The sequence below is a fragment of the Brevibacillus sp. NPDC003359 genome (assembly GCF_042878995.1).
Lineage (GTDB): Bacteria > Bacillota > Bacilli > Brevibacillales > Brevibacillaceae > Brevibacillus.
Map to the genome: position 1 here is coordinate 389,102 of NZ_JBIAOR010000003.1, position 18,747 is coordinate 407,848.

The following is an 18,747-nucleotide window of genomic DNA, read 5'->3' on the forward strand; positions in this document are numbered from 1 at the left end:
GTCGGATGGCAAAAGTAGTTCCAGGGCGTTTTACAGCACAAATGGAAGGACCTTTCGTCGTATTTATCATCGGGATGCGCATCAACCGTATGCTTGCGGTTCACAAGTGGATGCCAGTGGCCAACGCGATGGGAGGCATGATGCGAGAATTGTATCAGCACCCGGAGCTCGGACTTTTGGGTCATACTTCACATTTTAATTCGCGTGAAATCACCCAAATCCAGTACTGGCGATCCTATGAGCATCTGGAAAATTACGCGAGAAATAGTCACAATCATCTGAGTGCGTGGAGGAAGTTCAACCAAGCGGTAGGAACGGATGGAACGGTTGGGATTTTTCATGAGACGTATTTGGTTGAAGCGGGAAAATACGAATGCCTTTATGGAAATATGCCTGTCTGGGGATTGGCCAAGGCAGGAGAGCATCTACCGGCCGTGGGAAAAAGGGAGACGGCACGTCGTCGTTTGGGCGGTGAGAACGAGCCAGCGGTTCCAACTCCTACACAATAAAAGGCACCTCGGAAGCTATGATACATCCTGTCGCAACCAGCGGCCCTTCTTCTTTTTAGAGCGATGCAGCATTGGATCGGTTTTCCAACTGCTGCAAGGTCTAAGGAGAAGAGGGCCGTTTGTTTTTTTGCGTGCTTCGTTATTGCTAAGACGGAGCATGAATAGAAAATTGTTCGAGAAAAACTTTTAAGTACCATGACGGGATGCTTTTTCATTTTAACAGTAATCATAGAGTCGTTTTTGCATTAACCTTGGCACTTGCATGAATGTTGTATAGTAGATCAAGCAGGTCAGTCTTCGTCAGCGAAAGGGACTGACATTTCAATCATGAAGGAGGTTTTTTGCATGAAAGACTTGATTCGCATTCGGGGAGCAAGAGAAAACAACTTGAAAAACATTTCTCTTGATATTCCCAAGCATCGTCTCGTGGTGGTAACGGGACCATCTGGATCTGGTAAATCGACGCTGGCACTTGATATTCTGCAACGAGAATGCCAACGACAATACATGGAGTCCAGTGGAATGTCATCCGAATCACTAGCGAAGCCTCGTGTGGATTCAATCGAAGGACTGTCTCCCTCCATTGCGATCAGTCAACATGTGACCAACCGTAATCCCAGATCGACAGTGGGAACCGTCACAGACATGTATACCTATCTGCGGACAGTCTATGAAAAGAAGGGGGAGAGACGCTGCGAGAAGTGTCACGCTCCAGTAGCACCTGCTGCCAATGGTGGAGAAACAGAAACCGTTACGTGCCCCGTATGTGCCCATGTCCATTTCCCTCTGACCAAAGCAGATTTTTCGTTCAATACGCCCCAAGGTGCTTGCCCGACTTGCAGTGGATTGGGAACAGTCGTAGATATTGATGTAGAAGCTGTGTTTGATGAAACAAAGAGCATTCGAGAAGGAGCGGTTACCTTTTGGTATGAGGCGATTAATGAATATCAGGCTAGCGTACTGGAGGCGGCAGGAAAACATTACGACCTGCCAATGAATCTGCCATTGAACCAGTACAACCAAGTGCAGTGGGATCTGCTCAAATATGGTGTGGAGAGCGAGGAGTTTACTCGACACTTTCCTTCAGTTCAGCCTCCGAAAATGGTAGGAAAAGGAAGGTTTAAAGGCGTTATCACAGGCATGTGGCAACGATATAAGGAAAAAGATGGGCAATCGGGCGAAGCGGCTTACTTTCATATCCAACCTTGTCACGACTGCCATGGGGAGAGATTAAAGGAGGAGAGTCGTCTCGTCACAATCGAAGGCAGGACGCTGCCGAGCCTCTCGAAGAGCTCGTTGGAGGAGCTGGGGGATTGGGTGGAGAGTGTCCACACACGATCTGTTGACGAAGAAGACACGATTCTGGAGGCTGTCCTTCATGATTTGCTCATCAAGATCAGGCGTGTCATCCATGTGGGGCTGGGCTACTTGACCCTAGATCGACAAGCCATCTCTCTTTCTGGCGGTGAAGCACAGCGGTTGCGGCTCGCTTCCATTCTCGGCTCTGGCTTGACGGGTGTTCTCTATTTGTTGGATGAACCAACATCGGGTCTGCATCCAAAAGACACGGATGGACTCGTGAAGGTCATGAAGGAGCTGCGTGATTTGAGGAACACCGTACTGCTCATCGAGCATGATCAACGAGTGATTCAAGAAGCGGATCACGTGATTGATGTGGGGCCAGGAGCAGGACGTTTTGGCGGAGAAATCGTCGGGCAAGGTTCGCTGAAAGAATTACTGCACCAACCGCATTCAGTCACAGGCTGCTACTTGAAAGAACAGCGGGTGCTGTCGTCTAAAGAGCGCAAGGGAACAGGCGAGTGGATCACCATTCAAGGGGCCACGTTGCACAATTTGCGCAATGTGACGGTATCGTTCCCATTGGGAAGGCTGGTAGCAGTTTCGGGTGTCTCAGGCTCGGGTAAATCGACACTTGTCTACGATTTACTGGCAGTGGCTGCCGAGAAGCGAAACGGAAAAGCAACAGGGTGCCGCGCGATTACGGGACTTGAAGCCATTCAAAGCGTCATTACAGTGGATCAGTCGCCGCTATCACGCATGCAGCGCTCCAATGTCGCAACGTACGTCGACTTGTATACGCTCTTGCGCAAAATATACGCCGCCTTGCCAGCAGCCAAAGAGCGCGGTTTGGATGCCAAACACTTTTCATTCAATACGCCGGGCGGAAGATGTGAGCGCTGCGAGGGACTGGGTCAAGTGGAAGTGGACATGCATTTTCTATCCAACTTGCAGGTCGTCTGCCCGGATTGTCGGGGAAAAAGATTTCGTTCTGAGGTCTTGGAGGTAACGTACCAAGGCTATACCATTTCCGATATATTGATGCTTAGTATTGAGGAGAGCCTCTCTTTGTTCAGCGAGCAAAAGAAGATAGCGCAATTGCTGACCCTGCTGTGTGAGGTAGGACTCGGCTACTTGCAATTGGGGCAGTCCGTGACGACCTTGTCCGGTGGTGAAGGACAACGGTTGAAGCTAGCCAGGGAGCTGAGTGCTTCTTCTACAGGTCATACGCTGTATCTACTGGATGAGCCTTCGACGGGACTGCATCCGATTGATGTCGAGAAGCTCCATGTACTCTTGAGTAAATTGGTCGATGCTGGAAATACAGTGATTATGGTCGAGCACAACACAGAATTGATCGCTGCTTCTGACTGGGTGATTGATGTGGGACCTGGGGGAGGTACTTCTGGAGGGACCGTTGTTGCGAGCGGAACGCCAAAAGAAGTGGCAGCCACGAAAGAATCGATTACCGGAACGTTTATCCACTAACAAAAAGGTCGCCCCGATTTTGCTGTGGGCGACCTTTTTGCCGTCAAAAGTCGGGCAGACGATCCAAATTATTTTCCTTGATTCCGTCAGGCTCACTCCGCAGAATGTCTCTCCCGTATTTGTGAAACACGTCTACATGAGCCAGCTTGCCAGCCTTTGCATCGTTTAGTGCGGTGATATAGTCGAGCTCACGGCCTGCATCTGTTTTAAACGCGATTAAGTCTCCATCGTCGTTTCTCCTGACGGCCACGATTTGCTCTTTTCCTGTATTCGTCAGCGGACTGTTACCTTCATTTTCCTGGATCGCCTGTTGTTCTCCTGCATTTTTGTACGTTTCATAAATTTGTTCAAAGCTCTGTTGATCCATGCATTATCCCTCCTCTTTAGTAGGGTGTCTAAAATAGAGGAGAACATGTATTCGTTTTGGTTTTCAGGGACTATGCTCGCTGTGCACTTAGAGGAAGTAAGGTCGCTGCTATCCGCTTATACTTTTCCTGGTCGTGAATGCGATAGTACAGGCTCCGCAAAAAGTTTTTCACATTGATTCGCCCCGTATACGCTTCGATGGAATAGCTACTATCCAAACGATTCGCAAAACTCCGAACCCATCCATCGATATCATCCAAAGAGAGTTCATCACGATTCCAGACAGAAAGGACGGCAGTCACCAAGCGCTCATCTTCTTCGTACGCATAAACTGATTTCGCCCCTGCGATTGTTTCGCGGATGACTCCGAGAATTTGCTTCAGGTCAGTCTTATCCAGTTCACTGCATTGGGCCAGGTCATCGAGAGCGTCTGCAGCATGAGCGGTAGCATGTGCCCAGCCTTTTTCTCCCACATAGCCGCGCAGGTCTGTTTCTTGCCGTATGTAAGAGAAAAGTTTGTCTTTTACGTAATGAATCGCTTCTTTGGCGAGAAAGGGATGGTTCCGATGCAGGATCAGGATAAGGGGAAGCAATAGAACGGAAAAAGAGCGCGTGAATACCGAGTCTGTTCCATTTTCATCTATCCGATAAAATAAATGTTGGTCGTCGAGTGCAATTGCTAGTAGCTCTTGCAGTTGTTCAGGGGAGAGCACACCTTCCTCGATCCAATGTGAAAACGTAGAATAGATGAGTTCATCACGCAGCTGGGGATCGGGTGAACCGATGTGCGCAACCATTTCAAGGGTTAATTCAAAAGCATGTGGCGGCGCGAGAAAGCTATTCGCCCGAATCGAGAGTAAGGTTTCTTTTAATGACATTTTCTTCTCAGCTCCTTTATTTCCCTAATTTTACAACAATGAAGGCGATGATGGAATAAAAAGAGAAGAGGGCAGATTGCCGAAGCCTGCCTCATTTAACCTTCCGGCAACAGATGAGTGATCTCTACAACCACCCCTTTTTCTAGGAAACCATTTCCCTCTTCCATGCGTATTCGCCGCATGTTCCACTTAAGCGTGGCCTATCAGGAAGAGAAAACAAAAAAACAGTCCATCTGCACGGTGGCCTGCTAACGTAAAAAAGAGCAGACTGCCGAATACTCGGAGTCTGCCCTTTTCGTTGGGTGGGTGCTGATACGAACTTATTTTTTATTCGTTTGCTTACGCAGTTACTGGTTTACCTTCATCCAGCAATTGACGCAGAACCGTTTGCAGGATACCACCATTGCGGTAGTAGTCTACGTCTACCATGGAATCGAGGCGCACGATTACTTCGAATTCGATAGTGCTGCCGTCTTTCTTGGTTGCTTCTACTTTTACGCGTTGGCCTGGTTGAACATCATCGGAGAGACCAACAATGCTGAAGGACTCAGTACCATCGATGCCGAGGGACTTCCAGCTTTGGTCACCAGCGAATTGCAGAGGCAGAACGCCCATACCAACCAGGTTAGCACGGTGGATACGCTCGAAGCTCTCAGCGACAACCGCTTTGATACCCAAGAGGAATGTACCTTTTGCTGCCCAGTCACGGGAAGAACCAGTACCGTACTCTTTACCAGCCAGTACAACGAGTGGAGTACCGTCTGCTTGATACTTCATGGAAGCATCGTAGATGGACATTACTTCGTCAGTTGGCAGGTATTTCGTTACGCCACCCTCAGTGCCAGGAGCCACTTGGTTGCGGATACGGATGTTAGCAAAAGTACCGCGCATCATTACATCGTGGCTACCACGGCGAGCACCGTAGGAGTTGAAGTCTTTGCGCTCTACGCCGTTTGCTTGCAGATACAGACCTGCTGGGCTAGTTGGCGAGATGTTACCCGCTGGGGAGATATGGTCAGTTGTCACAGAATCACCGAAGAGTGCGATGGTGTTCGCCGCTTTGATGTCTGCGATTTTAGCAATTTCTCCAGCCAGGTTTTGGAAGAATGGCGGCTCTTGGATGTAGGTGGATTTTTCATCCCACTCGTACAGGTCGCCAGTTGGAACGTCGATTTTGTTCCAAGCTTCGTTTTGCGTAAACACTTGGCCGTACTCAGCGCGGAACAGAGCAGGATTCATAGCTTTATCCATTGCTGCCGCGATCTCTTGTGGAGATGGCCAGATGTCTTTCAAGAATACAGGTTGACCGTCTTTACCAGTGCCGATTGGCTCTGTAGTCAGGTCGATATCTACAGTACCTGCCAGTGCATAGGCGATAACCAATGGAGGAGAAGCGAGATAGTTCGCTTTTACCTGTGCATGGATACGGCCTTCGAAGTTACGGTTACCGGAGAGTACCGCTGCAACTGTCAGATCTTCATCAGCGATTGCTTTGCTGGTTTCCTCTGGCAATGGACCGGAGTTACCGATGCAAGTGGTGCAACCATAACCAACTACGTTGAATCCGATAGCATCCAAGGAGTCGATCAGACCAGCGTCAGTCAGGTATTGCGTAACTACGCGGGAACCTGGAGCCAGGGAGCTTTTTACGAAAGCAGGCTTTTTCAGGCCTTTTTCTACAGCTTTTTTCGCCAGGATACCTGCACCCAGCATTACGCTAGGATTTGATGTATTGGTACAGGAAGTGATCGCTGCGATTACAACTGCACCTGTTTTCAGCGTAGCTGTTTCACCGTTTGCATAAGCAACTGGCGCGCTAGCTGCGATTTTCTCTTCGGAGAGACCAAAACCGCCTTTTTCGATCGGCGTACGAAGGCTGTCATTGAAGGATTCCTTCATAGCAGTCAATTCTACGCGGTCTTGTGGACGTTTTGGACCAGCCAAGCTAGGTACGACAGTGGACAGATCCAGTTCCAATGTTTCGGAGAATACTGGGTCAACAGTCTCGTCAGTACGGAAGAGGCCCTGTGCTTTGGTGTAAGTTTCAACCAAGGAAATGAGGTCTTCTTCACGACCAGTTTGACGCATGTAGTTGATTGTCTCAGCATCTACTGGGAAGAAGCCCATTGTAGCGCCGTACTCAGGTGCCATGTTAGCTACGGTAGCGCGGTCAGCCAGCGAGATGTTGGACAGGCCTGGTCCGTAGAACTCCACGAATTTACCTACAACGCCTTTTTTACGCAGCATTTGCGTAACAGTCAGAGCGAGGTCGGTTGCAGTTGCACCAGCATTCAGTGTGCCAGTCAGTTTGAAACCAACTACTTCTGGTGTTACGAAATACAGAGGTTGGCCGAGCATTCCTGCTTCTGCCTCGATACCACCAACACCCCATCCAAGAACACCAAGACCGTTGATCATAGTGGTGTGGGAGTCAGTACCTACGAGAGAGTCAGGGAAAGCAACCAGTTCGCCATCTACTTCGCGAGTAGCGATTACAGTTGCGAGGTACTCCAAGTTTACTTGGTGAACGATACCAGTAGCTGGAGGAACCGCACGGAAGTTGTCAAACGCAGTTTGTGCCCAACGCAGGAAGCGGTAGCGCTCTTGGTTGCGTTCGAATTCCAATTTCATGTTGTTGTCCAGAGCGGATGCGTTACCGAAATCGTCAACCATGACGGAGTGGTCGATAACGAGGTCAACTGGAACCAATGGGTTGATTCGTTTTGGATCTCCACCAGCGCGCTTCATCGCAATACGCATCGCTGCCAAGTCAACTACAGCCGGTACACCGGTGAAGTCTTGCAGAACGATACGAGCTGGCATGAGAGGTACTTCTTGGTTTTCGTCGCGGCCTTTTGTCCAGGTCGCCAATTGTTGTACGTGTTCTTTGGTGATCGCGCGGCCATCGAACTGACGTACAGCAGCCTCGAGCAGAACTTTAATGGAGAACGGCAGTTTGGAAACATCGCCCAATCCTTGTTCTTCCAACCCTTGCAGGCGATAGTAAGCAAAAGACTTGTCGCCTACTTGCAGGGATGACTTTACTTTGTAAGCATCTTTGTTAGCCAATGTATACAACCTCCCTATAATAATGGAGTTTCACCTAGTGAAACATTGTTTCGTTTCTTCATTACGAACCTATTATATACGATTTGTTTCACGGCTTCTACCCCAAATTCATCATTTATATACAAAAATCATAGGTAAAGAAAATTGGATCACGAACGTCTTCTTAATAAAGAAGAAAATTGCACGCACTTCAATTATTATCTCGTTTATATTTCGTTTACATTCATGCCGTATCTTATCTCTTGCAAGTGAAAAAGAGTGGAGGAAAAGGGGAGAAATGAACGAATGGAACAGACCAACAGCGTAGCGAAATGGGGAAACTGGCGCCCTTTCTTTCGATTAATCATGGAAACAAAGCCATCCAAGCTAAAAATCGGTGTCGCGTTGTTCATGAGCATTGCCACCACACTGGTTAGCCTGGTTATTCCGTTGTTTACGAAGGATTTGGTGGACAGCTTTTCCTTATCTACGATTACGACAGGACAAATTATTCTTTTGATCGTTGCCTTTATCGCACAAGCCATTGTGGGAGGGCTGTCCATCTACTTATTAAATCATGTTGGTGAGAGTGTGGTGGCCTCACTCCGTGAACGACTCTGGAAAAAACTGCTCGTCCTGCCGATCTCTTATTATGATAACAACAGGACAGGTGAGACGATCAGTCGAATGACCAATGATACAGGCGTCGTGAAAAGCTTGATTAGTGATCAACTGTCCGGCTTTTTCACAGGATTGATCACGATTGTTGGTTCCGTTGTGACTTTGCTATACCTCGATTGGCAAATGACCTTAACGATGCTGGTTGCTGTGCCGTTGTGCATGGGGATTCTCATGCCGCTTGGCAGTCAGATGTACAAAATTTCAAAAGGATTGCAAGATGAGACCGCCAGCTTTACGACGATTATGAATCAAGTGCTTCAAGAGATGCGGCTCGTCAAATCTTCTAATGCCGAAACACACGAACTGGGGATGGGAACAAAGGCAATCGGCAATTTGTTCCGATTCGGACTGAAAGAAGGCAGAGTCCAAGCCGTCATTGGACCGTTAATGTCCTTTATCCTGATGGTGCTGCTCGTGGTTGTCATCGGCTATGGTGGCATGCGGGTGTCGTCAGGAGCATTGACAGCTGGTGAACTGGTCGCGTTTATTTTGTATCTGGTGCAAATTATCATACCGATGGGGCAATTCACACAGTTTTTCACCTCCTTGCAAAAAGCCATGGGGGCCACAGAAAGAATCATTGCGACACTGGAAGCCGAGGAAGAAGATCTCCTGACAGGACGGACGCTTGAAAACGCAGGGCTGCCCATTCATGTGAACCATGTGAGCTTCGCGTATGAGAATGGGGAAACGATTCTCGATGATGTGAGCTTTACGATTGAGGCTGGAAAAGTAAATGCGATTGTCGGACCGAGCGGCAGCGGCAAGACGACGTTATTTTCACTCGTTGAAAGGTACTACCAGCCACTGAGTGGAGAAATTAGGCTGGGCAATGATTCCATCACAGATTTTTCCTTGAAGTCGTGGAGAAATCAAATCGGCTACGTGTCTCAGGAAAGCCCATTGATCGCTGGAACCATCCGAGAAAATATTTGCTACGGGATTTCACGGACAATTAGCGAGGAGGAACTGAAGCAGGCGGCAATGATGGCCTATGCGGATCAATTTATTGAGGAATTACCTAATGGCTATGAGACAGAAGTAGGGGAGCGAGGCATGAAGCTATCGGGCGGACAACGCCAACGAATCGGTATTGCCCGTGCACTACTACGGGACCCGCAAATCTTGATGCTGGATGAAGCGACCTCTAGCTTGGACAGTAACTCCGAGATGATCGTCCAGAAGGCTTTGCAAAATTTAATGAAGGGACGTACCACACTCGTGATTGCCCATCGCTTGTCGACTGTAGTGGATGCGGATCAAATTATCTTTTTGGAAAAGGGAAAAATCACAGGTATGGGTACACATGAAGAGCTTTTTCAAACGCATGAGATGTACCGGGGATTGGCTAGTCAGCAATTACTCGTAAAAGAGAGGGTGTAGAACGTGACCACGATTATGGTAGTAGACGACGATCCGCATATTCGCGAGCTCGTCAGTGTCTTTTTACGCAATGATGGATTTGATATCGTGGAAGCCGCTGACGGACAGGAGGCAATGGATAAACTGGAGTCGGTTGCCGCACAGCTGGTGATTCTTGATATCATGATGCCGAACATGGATGGCTGGGAGCTGTGTCGGCATCTTCGCAAGCATTATGATTTTCCCTTGCTCATGCTGACTGCAAAGGGAGAGACATCGCAAAAAATCAAAGGCTTCGAGCTAGGGACAGATGATTATTTGGTGAAGCCGTTTGATCCGCAGGAGCTGGTCGTCCGGGTAAAAGCGCTGCTCAAGCGTTACCGGATTGCCGCTTCGCATCAGGTTCAGGCAGGACGACTGCTACTTGATCGTAAAACGTTTGCAGTCACTAGTGGTACGAGAACATGGAACATCCCACTAAAGGAGTTCGAGCTGTTGTTCAAACTGGCCAGCTATCCCGGGCAGACCATTTCCCGCGAGCAGCTAATCGAACAAATATGGGGATATGATTTTGAAGGAAATGAACGTACAGTAGACGTGCATATTAATCGATTACGGGAGCGTTTTCCGGAAGCTATGTACGGCTTTTTGATCCGGACGGTTCGGGGACTTGGTTATCGTTTGGAGATCGTCGTATGAAAAAGAGAAGGCCAGAACGTCCCCATGTTTTGCTGAAAATCGCAGGCGTAGTGGGCTTATGTGCTGTTTTTGCTTTGTGCGGGCTAGGTGCATATGGGACTACCTCTCTCTTTTATGGCTATATGGACTATGATCCCAATGATCTTGTAAAAACGTTGGTCAATTCAGTTTTGAGCTGCATTCTGTTTATTGGGGTAGGCATGATCATTTCTTTCTTCACCATGCCAAGGCATCGGGGCAGGTTTCAACCATTGATTGATGCGCTCAGACGGATTGCCATGGGGGATTTTCGGGTCAACCTCGATATCAAGCTGGCGCACGAATGGGGGGAACTGGTGGAGGGCATTAACCACATGGCGGAGCAATTAAACGAGATGGAGAAGCTGCGGCAGGAGTTCATCTCCAATGTTTCCCACGAAATTCAATCGCCTTTGACGTCCATCAGCGGGTTTGCTCGTGCCCTGCACAATGAAAGACTTAGCCCACAAGAGCGTAAACGTTACTTGGAGATTATCGAGTCCGAAAGCAAGCGTCTGTCCAAGATCAGTGACAATCTTCTAAAGCTCACGGCACTAGAAGGCATTCACCATGATTTAGAGCGGAAACGGTATCGTTTGGACACGCAACTACGCGCAATCATCCTGGCATGCGAGCCGCAATGGATGGACAAAGATATCGAAATGGACATTGACTTGGAAAAAATCGAAATCGTCGCCGACGAAGATATGCTGAATCAAGTCTGGACCAACTTGCTTGGCAACAGCATCAAATTCACGGAAGCAGGCGGGAAAATCAGTGTAAAGCTGGAGACGGTGAACGGACAGGTGCTCGTGAAAATGATCGACACGGGAATAGGGGTATCCAAGGAAAATCAGGAGCGCATTTTCGAAAGATTTTTCAAGGCGGACCCATCGCGGAACCGAGCCAATTCGGGCAGTGGTCTGGGGCTTGCAATCGTGAAAAAAATAATCGATTTGCATCACGCCACGATAACTGTTCAGAGTGAAGTAGGGAAAGGTACGACGTTTACGATTGCATTTGATCAAACCGCATAAAAAAGCTGCCCCTTCGTCTCGGTGACGGTCTGGGACAGCTTATTTTCATTATCGGTAATCCAGTTACGCGCCGATATACTTGGCATGAAGCGAGCGTGCTACGCTGATATCATCTGTGCCTTGCACGAGGACGCGACCATCCGGGAAAATGACGAGCGTGTACGTATCAACACGAAAACGCAGCAAAAACTTGTTTTGCTCGATTTGTCCCAAGGGGGATAGTCTTACAGCTAATGCATTCAGATCAAGTGTGATGGCAGCGGCAGGCGAGATTTGTACGGTGTCTCGACCGCAAAGCGAAACGGCTTGTCCATCCTGGGTATCCGGGTGCAAAAACGAAAATTGCTTCTGCCCACATGTCGGACAGTCGTCCCGGCGGGCATTGACCACCTTGATTTGCTGATGGCGGTTATGCCAAATCTCGAAGTGCTCCAAATTCGGATTAAGCTCATCTGTCGCACCCACTAACAGCTTGAAGGCTTCTGTTGCCTGATAGGAGGCGACGATGTGAATGATCGGTCCGATGACGCCGGCTGTGTCACAGGTAGGCATCTCACCCGGGTTTGGCGCTTCAGGGAAAAGACAGCGCAAGCAAGGCGTGATCCCCGGACGAATCGCGGTAAAGGTTCCGGTCGCACTCACAGCACCACCGTATACCCACGGAATGCTATGCTTAACGCAAACATCGTTCACGAGATATCTCACCTGAAAATTATCCGTCGCATCTAGAACGAGATCGACATCTGCCAGCAATTCCTCCGCATTGTAAGCGGTGAGGTCTGCGACAATCGGTTCGATCGTGACGGCTGAGTTGATCTTTGACAGCTTGGCGTGAGCGGCGATTGCTTTTGGCAAATGTTCGGCTGCATCGGATTCGTCGTAGAGCATTTGACGCTGGAGGTTGCTCGGCTCGACGAAGTCGCGGTCAATCATGCGGACAAAACCTACTCCAGCTCGGACCATATGATTGGAGAGAACGGTTCCGAGCGCTCCCAAGCCAACGATTGCTACACGGCTTTGCCCGAGCTTTTCCTGCCCACTGCGCCCGATCGGATGAAACAATATCTGACGGGAATAGCGAGTATCCAAGACGTTACTCCACCTTTCCTTCTGGCATCGCAAGCGGATTCCACGGTCCTTGCTGATGTCCCTTCCATTCGCTGCCATCTTCCCACATTTCTTTTTTCCAAATAGGAACGATCTGCTTGAGTCGTTCGATGGCATAACGGCCTGCTTCAAACGATTCATTGCGATGCGCTGTTGCAACGGCACAAACAACAGCAATCTCTTCCACAGCCAAATTACCGATACGATGGTGCATCGCGACTTGAGCTCCCGGCCAGCGTTCCTCGATCTCTGCTGCGACCTGCTTCATTTTTTCAACAGCCATGGGTGCATAAGCTTCATAGGACAAATACACCGTGCGCTGACCATGGGTAAATTCCCGAACAGTTCCGACAAAAGTAAGGATTGCGCCTGCATGCGGGTTGCTCACCAGATGAACCAGCTTATCCGCAGAAATGGGCTCCTCGGTAATGGCAAAGCGCGGGTCTTCTTCTCCGCCGCTTACAGGAGGCAAGAGGGCAATTTCGTCGTCGACTGAAATGACCTGATTTTTGGCCGCGTATTCATGATTGATGGAGACAAAACAACTGCCCAAAAGCGCAGAGAGCGCAGGATATTCTTTTTCCACTGCTTGCAGAAGATCGCTAACGGTCGCGCCTTCAGATAGGGTCAACTGTACTTCCCGGGTATTCGCACGCTCGGCGAGTCCGGCAAATAACAAGATCGTAATGGTCAAGACAATTCCTCATTTCCCTGGATGATACTACACTCTAGGCTAGACGATATCATAAACCGATCAAAGTTGCCAATGAGCGGAGTGTTACAAACAGCGGTTGATTCTAAGGGGCGAAGCCTTCCTGACTTAAATAGATCTGCTCCGGGGGAAAAACATGCAATAGCCGATCATAGACGATCCGATAGGCGGAAGGATCATACCATTGTTCCAGTCCAAGCTGTTCATAGAGAGCCGGAATGCCGTTTCGCTTCGTTCGTTTACCCCCGCTGCCATCTCCCATATAAAAATCGTCGACACAGACCCGTGTTACCAAGGGACGTAACATCTCCGGGAACGACTCACTGCTTGGCAAAACAGGGGCAATGGTTGCTTGTGTAGGGATGCCTGCCATAGCCAAACGCTGAAGGGCTTTGATCCTCGCTTGAATGGGGGGAGCTTGTGGGCTAAAGTGCCTGCGAATCTCCTCCAAGTCGGTCTCGATGGTCATGCTGACGCGGACGCGATCGCCCAGAAGGAGCAACAAGTCAGCATCCCGCCAAACCAAGGGACTTCTTGTCTGCACCAGCAAAAAATCGGGTGGATTCTCTACCATGACTTCGAGTAAAGACCTCGTTACCTTTTCCTTGTGTTCGATGGGCTGGTACGGGTCTGTACTCGAAGACATGAAGATGGTCACCTTTCCTTTTCTCTTTGCCCGCAAAAGCTCCTTGCGCAATAAATCGGCGGCTTGCTGCTTAATGTCGACCCAGTTGCCCCATTGCTCATTGCGAAACAAAGAGACAGGCATCTGCCTAACATAGCAATAGGAGCAGGCAAAAGAACAGCCCGTATACGGATTGAGCGAGTGGGTGTAATCCGCAAGAAATCCGCTTCCTTTATTAAGGAGGGTTTTCGGCATTTTATAGGAAAGGATACTTTTCATATGGTGCGCTCCTCACTTTGCATCATGAAAAATAATCCCGAGGCTGTAACGGGTTCCTGAAGTAATCGTGCTGACGCCGTGGCGCAGCGTGTTTTTGTAGTAGCCCCGCGTTCCCTGCACTGGACGATAAGATGTCGGGAAAATCAGTCCAGCGCCTTGGTCCAAGGTTATCACATGTCCCCGGCTCTGTGCGCGCGGTCGTTGCTCCATCAGCAGAAATTCACCACCAGTGTAGTCGTGATCCTTCTGATTCAAGGCAAAAACGACTTGAAACGGGAAGAATACCTCGCCGTACATATCCTGATGCAAACAATTGTAGCCGTCCGTTTCGTATTTCAAAATCAATGGAGTGGAGCGCAGCTGACCCTGGTCGTGACATTGCGCCAAAAATTCAGGGAGGGTAGCAGGATAAACGGCTTCGCGTCCAAGCATTTCCAGCCACCGATTCGCAGTCTGCGCAAGCATCGGATAAAAGCCTTCGCGAAGCTCCTGCAAAGGCGCGGGAAGGGGAGCCTGATAATACCGATACTCTCCTTCACCGAAACGATACCGTGCCATCTGGATCGTATTGCGAAAAAGATTATTTTGTCCATACGTAGCGATTAATTCTTCGCATGCTTCTGAGCTTATTAAGGAAGGAAAAGCAGCATACCCTTGTTCGTCCAACTCTTGTTGCAGTGACTGCCAGTCAAGTGCAGCGATTTTTTCTGTCAGTGAACTAGCCATGCTTTCACACTCCGATTCGCCTTTTTCTCTAGGTCAAGCAGAACTGTCTTCATAGGCAGTCCTCCACGATAGCCAGTCAGTGAACCGTTTTTACCGACAACGCGGTGGCAGGGGACTGTAATGAGAACTGGATTGGCACCGATTGCTGCACCGACGGCACGAACAGCAGCAGGCTTTTTAATAATGTTCGCAATATCGGTGTACGTTGCCGTTTGCCCGTATGGGATTTGGCGCAGTGCCTCCCAGACAGCGAGTTGAAAAGGCGTCCCAGACAGGTCGCAAGCCATGGTAAAATGCTCGCGCGTTCCTTGCAAATACTCCATCACTTCTGTTGCAAAAGGCTTTAGCCATTGATCGTCTTGCACCAGTGCACTTTGTGGGCGATGTTTCTTTACCCACGCTTCCAATTCAGCAAAAGGCTGGTTGACCGAGCCGACATAACAAAGTCCGGCAGCCGTTGCTGCCAAATAAATGGTCCAATCACCATACGACAGCATTGCCCATCGTACTGTCTGATCTTGATTCGTTTCCACTTCCATACCCTCCTTTGAGCTGTGTACGCACAGTATACCTCCAGCACCTGTTCTTCGTACGTTTTTAGGAGTGGATGAGCAAGATAACAAAACAATGTCCTCGACATTCCCATTGCTTTTATCCAGCGGCGGGGGTAAGGTAGGAGGGAGATAGAGGAGGAACGATACTAGTATGACTGATCAATTAACACATTTTAATGAACAAAATCGGGCTCAGATGGTAGATGTATCTGAGAAGGACATCACAAAACGGGTGGCTGTAGCCGAGAGCCAAGTCAGCATGAAACCCGAAACACTCGCCCGAATCCGCGAAGGTCGAATCGAAAAGGGCGATGTACTCGCCGTTGCGCAGGTAGCAGGTGTCATGGCTGCCAAAAAGACGTGGGAAATCATCCCGATGTGTCATCCGCTGCCATTGACTGGCATCGACATACAATTTGCATTTGTAGATGAAACGACGCTTGCGATTACAGGAACCGTGAAGACGACAGGGAAAACAGGCGTCGAGATGGAGGCGTTGACCGCTGTCAGCGTAGCTGCTTTGACGGTGTATGACATGTGCAAAGCCATGGATAAAGAAATGATAATCGGTCCGACCAGTCTGCAATCCAAAACAGGCGGAAAAAGCGGCGATTTCCATCGGGGTGAGAAGTAAGCCATGAGGCAAAAATGGGAATCCTATCCGAGCAGCATTCGTTTATTGGCGATTGCTGCCGTCATTTTTTCTACCGGAATGGCTTGTATATGGCCGTTAGTTACGATCTATATTCACAACCATCTCGGAAAGCCGCTGACCGTAGCCGGCTTCTTGTTGCTTTTAAATCAAGGCGCATTCCTGATCGGAAGTATTGTGGGCGGTATGCTCTTTGACCGCTGGGGCAAAATGCGTACCATTGTCGTTGGCTCCATCGGGGGAATGCTTATTTCCGTCAGTTTAGGTGTTACACAAGATTTTACCGTATATGTCCTACTGCTATTATTGAATGGACTGTTTTATGGATCCCTTTCTCCCGTTATGAATGCACTGGCAGTGGTTTTATGGCCGGATGGAGGCCGTAAGGGAATCAATTTGATTTACGTCTCCCTCAATGTGGGTGTAGCTGCCGGCTCTGCTTTAGGCGGCTTCTTGGCAAGTGTTTCGTTTGCTTGGACGTTTTTCGGAAATGCGATCTCCCAAGTAATTGTGCTGACGATGTTCATGCTCATTTTGCCGCGTCAGTTAAAACTGGCAGAGCAACAACGTCAATTGCAGACGACTGCTCCCGAACATGCAGAGGGCGAACTTCTACGACAACCACAGCAACAGCCCAAGGTCGTATGGGGAGCATTGCTGCTCTTATGCGGAGGGTTGCTCATTAGCTGGATTGTCTATGTACAATGGACGACGGTCCTGTCTACCTACATGCAGTCCTTGGGCATTTCTCTTCGTCAATACAGTCTGTTGTGGACATTGAATGGTGGTTTGATCCTGTTTGGTCAGCCGCTAATTGCGTGGGTGATTCGACGCTTTGCCCGCACGCTAAAAGCACAAATGCTCTTGGGTGCTTATATTTTTGCCTTGTCGATGCTAATTTTGTCTCAGTCGACGGTTTATGCAGGTTTTGTCGCAGGCATGTTCATTATGACGTTGGGGGAAATGCTCGTCTGGCCAGCAGTACCCGCAGTAGCGGCACAGTTTACACCAGAGGGACGAGAAGGCTTCATTCAGGGATTGATTGCAGGGACTGGATCGGCAGGGCGGATGGTTGGCCCATTGCTTGGCGCATTTATCTTCCAATCAATTCATGCGCAGGGTCTATTGCTCGTGATGGCAGGCTTGTGTCTGTTGTCTGTCGCATTCTTTGCCTTCCACACTTCTTTTCAAAAAAGGAGTCATCATCTACCCGTACAGAATCAAGCATCTTGACACGGTTTACGTGCTCAAGTAGTATGATATAGACGAAAAAACAGTATATTCCGTGTGTTTGACTTATTCAGAGAGGTGGAGGGACTGGCCCTACGAAGCCCGGCAGCGGATCTGCTCCATGTGATGGACAGATGCTGTGCCAATTCCAGCAGGATTTTTCCTGACAGATAAGGACGCGACCAAGCTGATCTCCCCCTTTTTCTGTATGGAAAAAGGGGGTTTTACTGTATTGGCCCGAAGAAAGGAACTGAAGAAAGATGCGTATCCACCCCTCCGACATGATTGATCGACTCCCTACCCAGTTTTTTGCGACGCTAGTGGCAAAAGTAAACAAGGTCATTGCGCAAGGCCATGACGTCATCAACCTGGGCCAGGGTAATCCCGATTTGCCGACGCCGCCGCATATTATTGAAGAATTACAGGCGCAAGCGGCACAACCACTCCATCACAAATATCCGCCTTTTCAGGGACGTGTGGAACTGAAACAGGCAGTGGCTCATTGGTATAAGCAAGAATTTGATGTGGATCTCGATCCGGAGGAAGAAGTAGCGATTTTGTTCGGCAGCAAAACCGGACTCGTAGAGATTTGCCAAGTCCTAATGAACGCAGGCGATGTTGCACTGGTTCCAGACCCAGGCTATCCGGATTATTGGTCGGGGGTTGCTGTTGTCAACGGACGGATGGTCATGATGCCGCTGAAGGCGGAAAATGACTTCTTGCCAGACTACAGCCAGCTCTCCCAAGCTGATTTGGATCGAGCGAAACTAATGTTTCTCAACTATCCGAACAATCCGACAGCAGTCAATGCACCACTGGAGTTTTATGAGGAAACGATTCGTTTTGCACGAAAGCATGAAATCGTCGTCTGCCATGACTTCGCTTATGGGGCGATTAGTTATGACGGGAAAAAGCCGGTCAGCTTTATGCAGGTTCCGGGAGCAAAAGAAGTAGGCGTAGAATTCTATACCTTGTCCAAAACGTACAACATGGCAGGCTGGCGTGTTGGGGCCATGGTAGGAAATCGCGAGCTGGTTCGTTTGATCAATCTCATTCAAGACCATTATTTCGTCAGTCTGTTCGGAGCGGTACAGATGGCTGCAGCCAAGGCGATGACGGATTCGCAGCAGTGTGTTCGTGATCTCGTCGCAGTCTATGAAAGCCGCCGTAATGCCTTGTACTCCAATTTGCACAGAATTGGCTGGCAGGCGCCACCATCACAAGGATCGTTTTTTGCCTGGCTTCCCGTACCAAGCGGCTTCACGTCCGTCGAATTCTCTGACCTGCTCTTGGAAAAAGCGCATGTTGTCGTAGCTCCGGGTAATGGCTTCGGTCCGACAGGTGAGGGCTATGTACGTGCGGCCCTGTTATCAAATGAAGAGCGTCTCGCGGAGGCGGTTCAGCGGATAGATCGGTTGGGGCTGTTTACAAAAACAAAGTAAATGTGAGGAATTTTGGCCACACTACCATGTAAATG

At 49.2% G+C, this 18,747-nt stretch carries 16 protein-coding genes and 1 riboswitch; of the genes, 8 read left to right on the forward strand and 8 right to left on the reverse strand.

What is annotated here, in order from left to right:
- Positions 1–5 precede the first annotated feature (5 nt).
- A complete protein-coding gene (locus ACFYU8_RS13540; protein WP_390299555.1) occupies positions 6–509 on the forward strand; it encodes a DUF4188 domain-containing protein in 504 nt (167 codons plus the stop codon).
- Between the two features lie 345 nt (positions 510–854).
- Positions 855–3,296 (forward strand): excinuclease ABC subunit UvrA, encoded by a 2,442-nt coding sequence (gene uvrA, locus ACFYU8_RS13545; RefSeq protein ID WP_390299558.1) that lies wholly within the window; start codon positions 855–857, stop codon positions 3,294–3,296.
- A gap of 43 nt (positions 3,297–3,339) precedes the next feature.
- Here uvrA and ACFYU8_RS13550 read toward each other — a convergent pair whose 3' ends face one another.
- From ACFYU8_RS13550 to acnA, 3 genes are all read right to left on the reverse strand, one after another.
- Positions 3,340–3,663: a DUF3892 domain-containing protein gene (locus ACFYU8_RS13550; RefSeq protein WP_390299561.1), complete on the reverse strand. Its 324-nt coding sequence runs from the start codon at positions 3,661–3,663 to the stop codon at positions 3,340–3,342.
- A 70-nt stretch (positions 3,664–3,733) separates the two neighbouring features.
- Positions 3,734–4,540, reverse strand: coding sequence for a DUF2785 domain-containing protein (locus tag ACFYU8_RS13555; protein WP_390299564.1), 807 nt, complete (start codon positions 4,538–4,540; stop codon positions 3,734–3,736).
- 339 nt (positions 4,541–4,879) lie between these two features.
- Positions 4,880–7,609, reverse strand: coding sequence for an aconitate hydratase AcnA (acnA, locus tag ACFYU8_RS13560; protein WP_390299567.1), 2,730 nt, complete (start codon positions 7,607–7,609; stop codon positions 4,880–4,882).
- 285 nt (positions 7,610–7,894) lie between these two features.
- On the opposite strand from acnA, the gene ACFYU8_RS13565 reads away from it, so the two are divergent.
- Genes ACFYU8_RS13565 through ACFYU8_RS13575 form a run of 3 tightly spaced genes read left to right on the forward strand, consistent with a single transcriptional unit; the run spans position 7,895 to position 11,385 of the window.
- Positions 7,895–9,652, forward strand: a complete 1,758-nt coding sequence (locus ACFYU8_RS13565; protein ID WP_390299570.1) for an ABC transporter ATP-binding protein — start codon at positions 7,895–7,897, stop codon at positions 9,650–9,652.
- Positions 9,653–9,655: 3 nt separating this feature from the next.
- Positions 9,656–10,330 carry a response regulator transcription factor gene (locus ACFYU8_RS13570; RefSeq protein WP_390299574.1) on the forward strand — a complete coding sequence of 225 codons (675 nt, stop codon included), beginning with the start codon at positions 9,656–9,658 and terminating at the stop codon, positions 10,328–10,330.
- The gene (locus ACFYU8_RS13575; RefSeq protein ID WP_390299577.1) at positions 10,327–11,385 is read left to right on the forward strand and encodes a sensor histidine kinase; all 1,059 of its coding nucleotides are present in this window, start codon (positions 10,327–10,329) and stop codon (positions 11,383–11,385) included. The genes ACFYU8_RS13570 and ACFYU8_RS13575 overlap by 4 nt, the downstream gene beginning before the upstream one ends.
- A gap of 63 nt (positions 11,386–11,448) precedes the next feature.
- Here ACFYU8_RS13575 and ACFYU8_RS13580 read toward each other — a convergent pair whose 3' ends face one another.
- The 5 genes from ACFYU8_RS13580 to ACFYU8_RS13600 all read right to left on the reverse strand — a co-directional run bounded on the left by ACFYU8_RS13580 (position 11,449) and on the right by ACFYU8_RS13600 (position 15,367).
- Positions 11,449–12,474: a ThiF family adenylyltransferase gene (locus ACFYU8_RS13580; protein WP_390299580.1), complete on the reverse strand. Its 1,026-nt coding sequence runs from the start codon at positions 12,472–12,474 to the stop codon at positions 11,449–11,451.
- A 4-nt stretch (positions 12,475–12,478) separates the two neighbouring features.
- Complete coding sequence (locus ACFYU8_RS13585) at positions 12,479–13,186, reverse strand: molybdenum cofactor biosynthesis protein (protein WP_390299583.1); 708 nt, start codon at positions 13,184–13,186, stop codon at positions 12,479–12,481.
- Positions 13,187–13,289: 103 nt separating this feature from the next.
- Complete coding sequence (locus ACFYU8_RS13590; protein ID WP_390299586.1) at positions 13,290–14,108, reverse strand: SPL family radical SAM protein; 819 nt, start codon at positions 14,106–14,108, stop codon at positions 13,290–13,292.
- A 12-nt stretch (positions 14,109–14,120) separates the two neighbouring features.
- The gene (locus ACFYU8_RS13595; protein WP_390299589.1) at positions 14,121–14,834 is read right to left on the reverse strand and encodes a 2OG-Fe(II) oxygenase; all 714 of its coding nucleotides are present in this window, start codon (positions 14,832–14,834) and stop codon (positions 14,121–14,123) included.
- On the reverse strand, positions 14,819–15,367 hold the full coding sequence (locus ACFYU8_RS13600; protein WP_390299592.1) for a methylated-DNA--[protein]-cysteine S-methyltransferase: 549 nt from the start codon (positions 15,365–15,367) through the stop codon (positions 14,819–14,821). The genes ACFYU8_RS13595 and ACFYU8_RS13600 overlap by 16 nt, the downstream gene beginning before the upstream one ends.
- 172 nt (positions 15,368–15,539) lie before the next feature.
- On the opposite strand from ACFYU8_RS13600, the gene moaC reads away from it, so the two are divergent.
- The 3 genes from moaC (at position 15,540) to ACFYU8_RS13615 (ending at position 18,712) form a co-directional block, all read left to right on the forward strand.
- Positions 15,540–16,022, forward strand: coding sequence for a cyclic pyranopterin monophosphate synthase MoaC (moaC, locus tag ACFYU8_RS13605; RefSeq protein WP_390299595.1), 483 nt, complete (start codon positions 15,540–15,542; stop codon positions 16,020–16,022).
- 3 nt (positions 16,023–16,025) lie between these two features.
- Positions 16,026–17,273 carry an MFS transporter gene (locus ACFYU8_RS13610; RefSeq protein ID WP_390299598.1) on the forward strand — a complete coding sequence of 416 codons (1,248 nt, stop codon included), beginning with the start codon at positions 16,026–16,028 and terminating at the stop codon, positions 17,271–17,273.
- A 60-nt stretch (positions 17,274–17,333) separates the two neighbouring features.
- A riboswitch (SAM riboswitch) is annotated at positions 17,334–17,447 on the forward strand.
- An 83-nt stretch (positions 17,448–17,530) separates the two neighbouring features.
- Positions 17,531–18,712, forward strand: a complete 1,182-nt coding sequence (locus ACFYU8_RS13615) for a pyridoxal phosphate-dependent aminotransferase (RefSeq protein ID WP_390299601.1) — start codon at positions 17,531–17,533, stop codon at positions 18,710–18,712.
- Positions 18,713–18,747: the final 35 nt, after the last annotated feature.

Excerpts from the sequence above, each read along its gene's own strand:
- ACFYU8_RS13540 (WP_390299555.1), top strand. The coding sequence starts at position 6 with ATGGCAAAAGTAGTTCCAGGGCGTTTTACAGCACAAATGGAAGGACCT.
- uvrA (WP_390299558.1), top strand. The coding sequence starts at position 855 with ATGAAAGACTTGATTCGCATTCGGGGAGCAAGAGAAAACAACTTGAAA.
- ACFYU8_RS13550 (WP_390299561.1), bottom strand. The coding sequence starts at position 3,663 with ATGGATCAACAGAGCTTTGAACAAATTTATGAAACGTACAAAAATGCA.
- ACFYU8_RS13555 (WP_390299564.1), bottom strand. The coding sequence starts at position 4,540 with ATGTCATTAAAAGAAACCTTACTCTCGATTCGGGCGAATAGCTTTCTC.
- ACFYU8_RS13565 (WP_390299570.1), top strand. The coding sequence starts at position 7,895 with ATGGAACAGACCAACAGCGTAGCGAAATGGGGAAACTGGCGCCCTTTC.
- ACFYU8_RS13575 (WP_390299577.1), top strand. The coding sequence starts at position 10,327 with ATGAAAAAGAGAAGGCCAGAACGTCCCCATGTTTTGCTGAAAATCGCA.
- ACFYU8_RS13590 (WP_390299586.1), bottom strand. The coding sequence starts at position 14,108 with ATGAAAAGTATCCTTTCCTATAAAATGCCGAAAACCCTCCTTAATAAA.
- ACFYU8_RS13595 (WP_390299589.1), bottom strand. The coding sequence starts at position 14,834 with ATGGCTAGTTCACTGACAGAAAAAATCGCTGCACTTGACTGGCAGTCA.
- moaC (WP_390299595.1), top strand. The coding sequence starts at position 15,540 with ATGACTGATCAATTAACACATTTTAATGAACAAAATCGGGCTCAGATG.
- ACFYU8_RS13610 (WP_390299598.1), top strand. The coding sequence starts at position 16,026 with ATGAGGCAAAAATGGGAATCCTATCCGAGCAGCATTCGTTTATTGGCG.
- ACFYU8_RS13615 (WP_390299601.1), top strand. The coding sequence starts at position 17,531 with ATGCGTATCCACCCCTCCGACATGATTGATCGACTCCCTACCCAGTTT.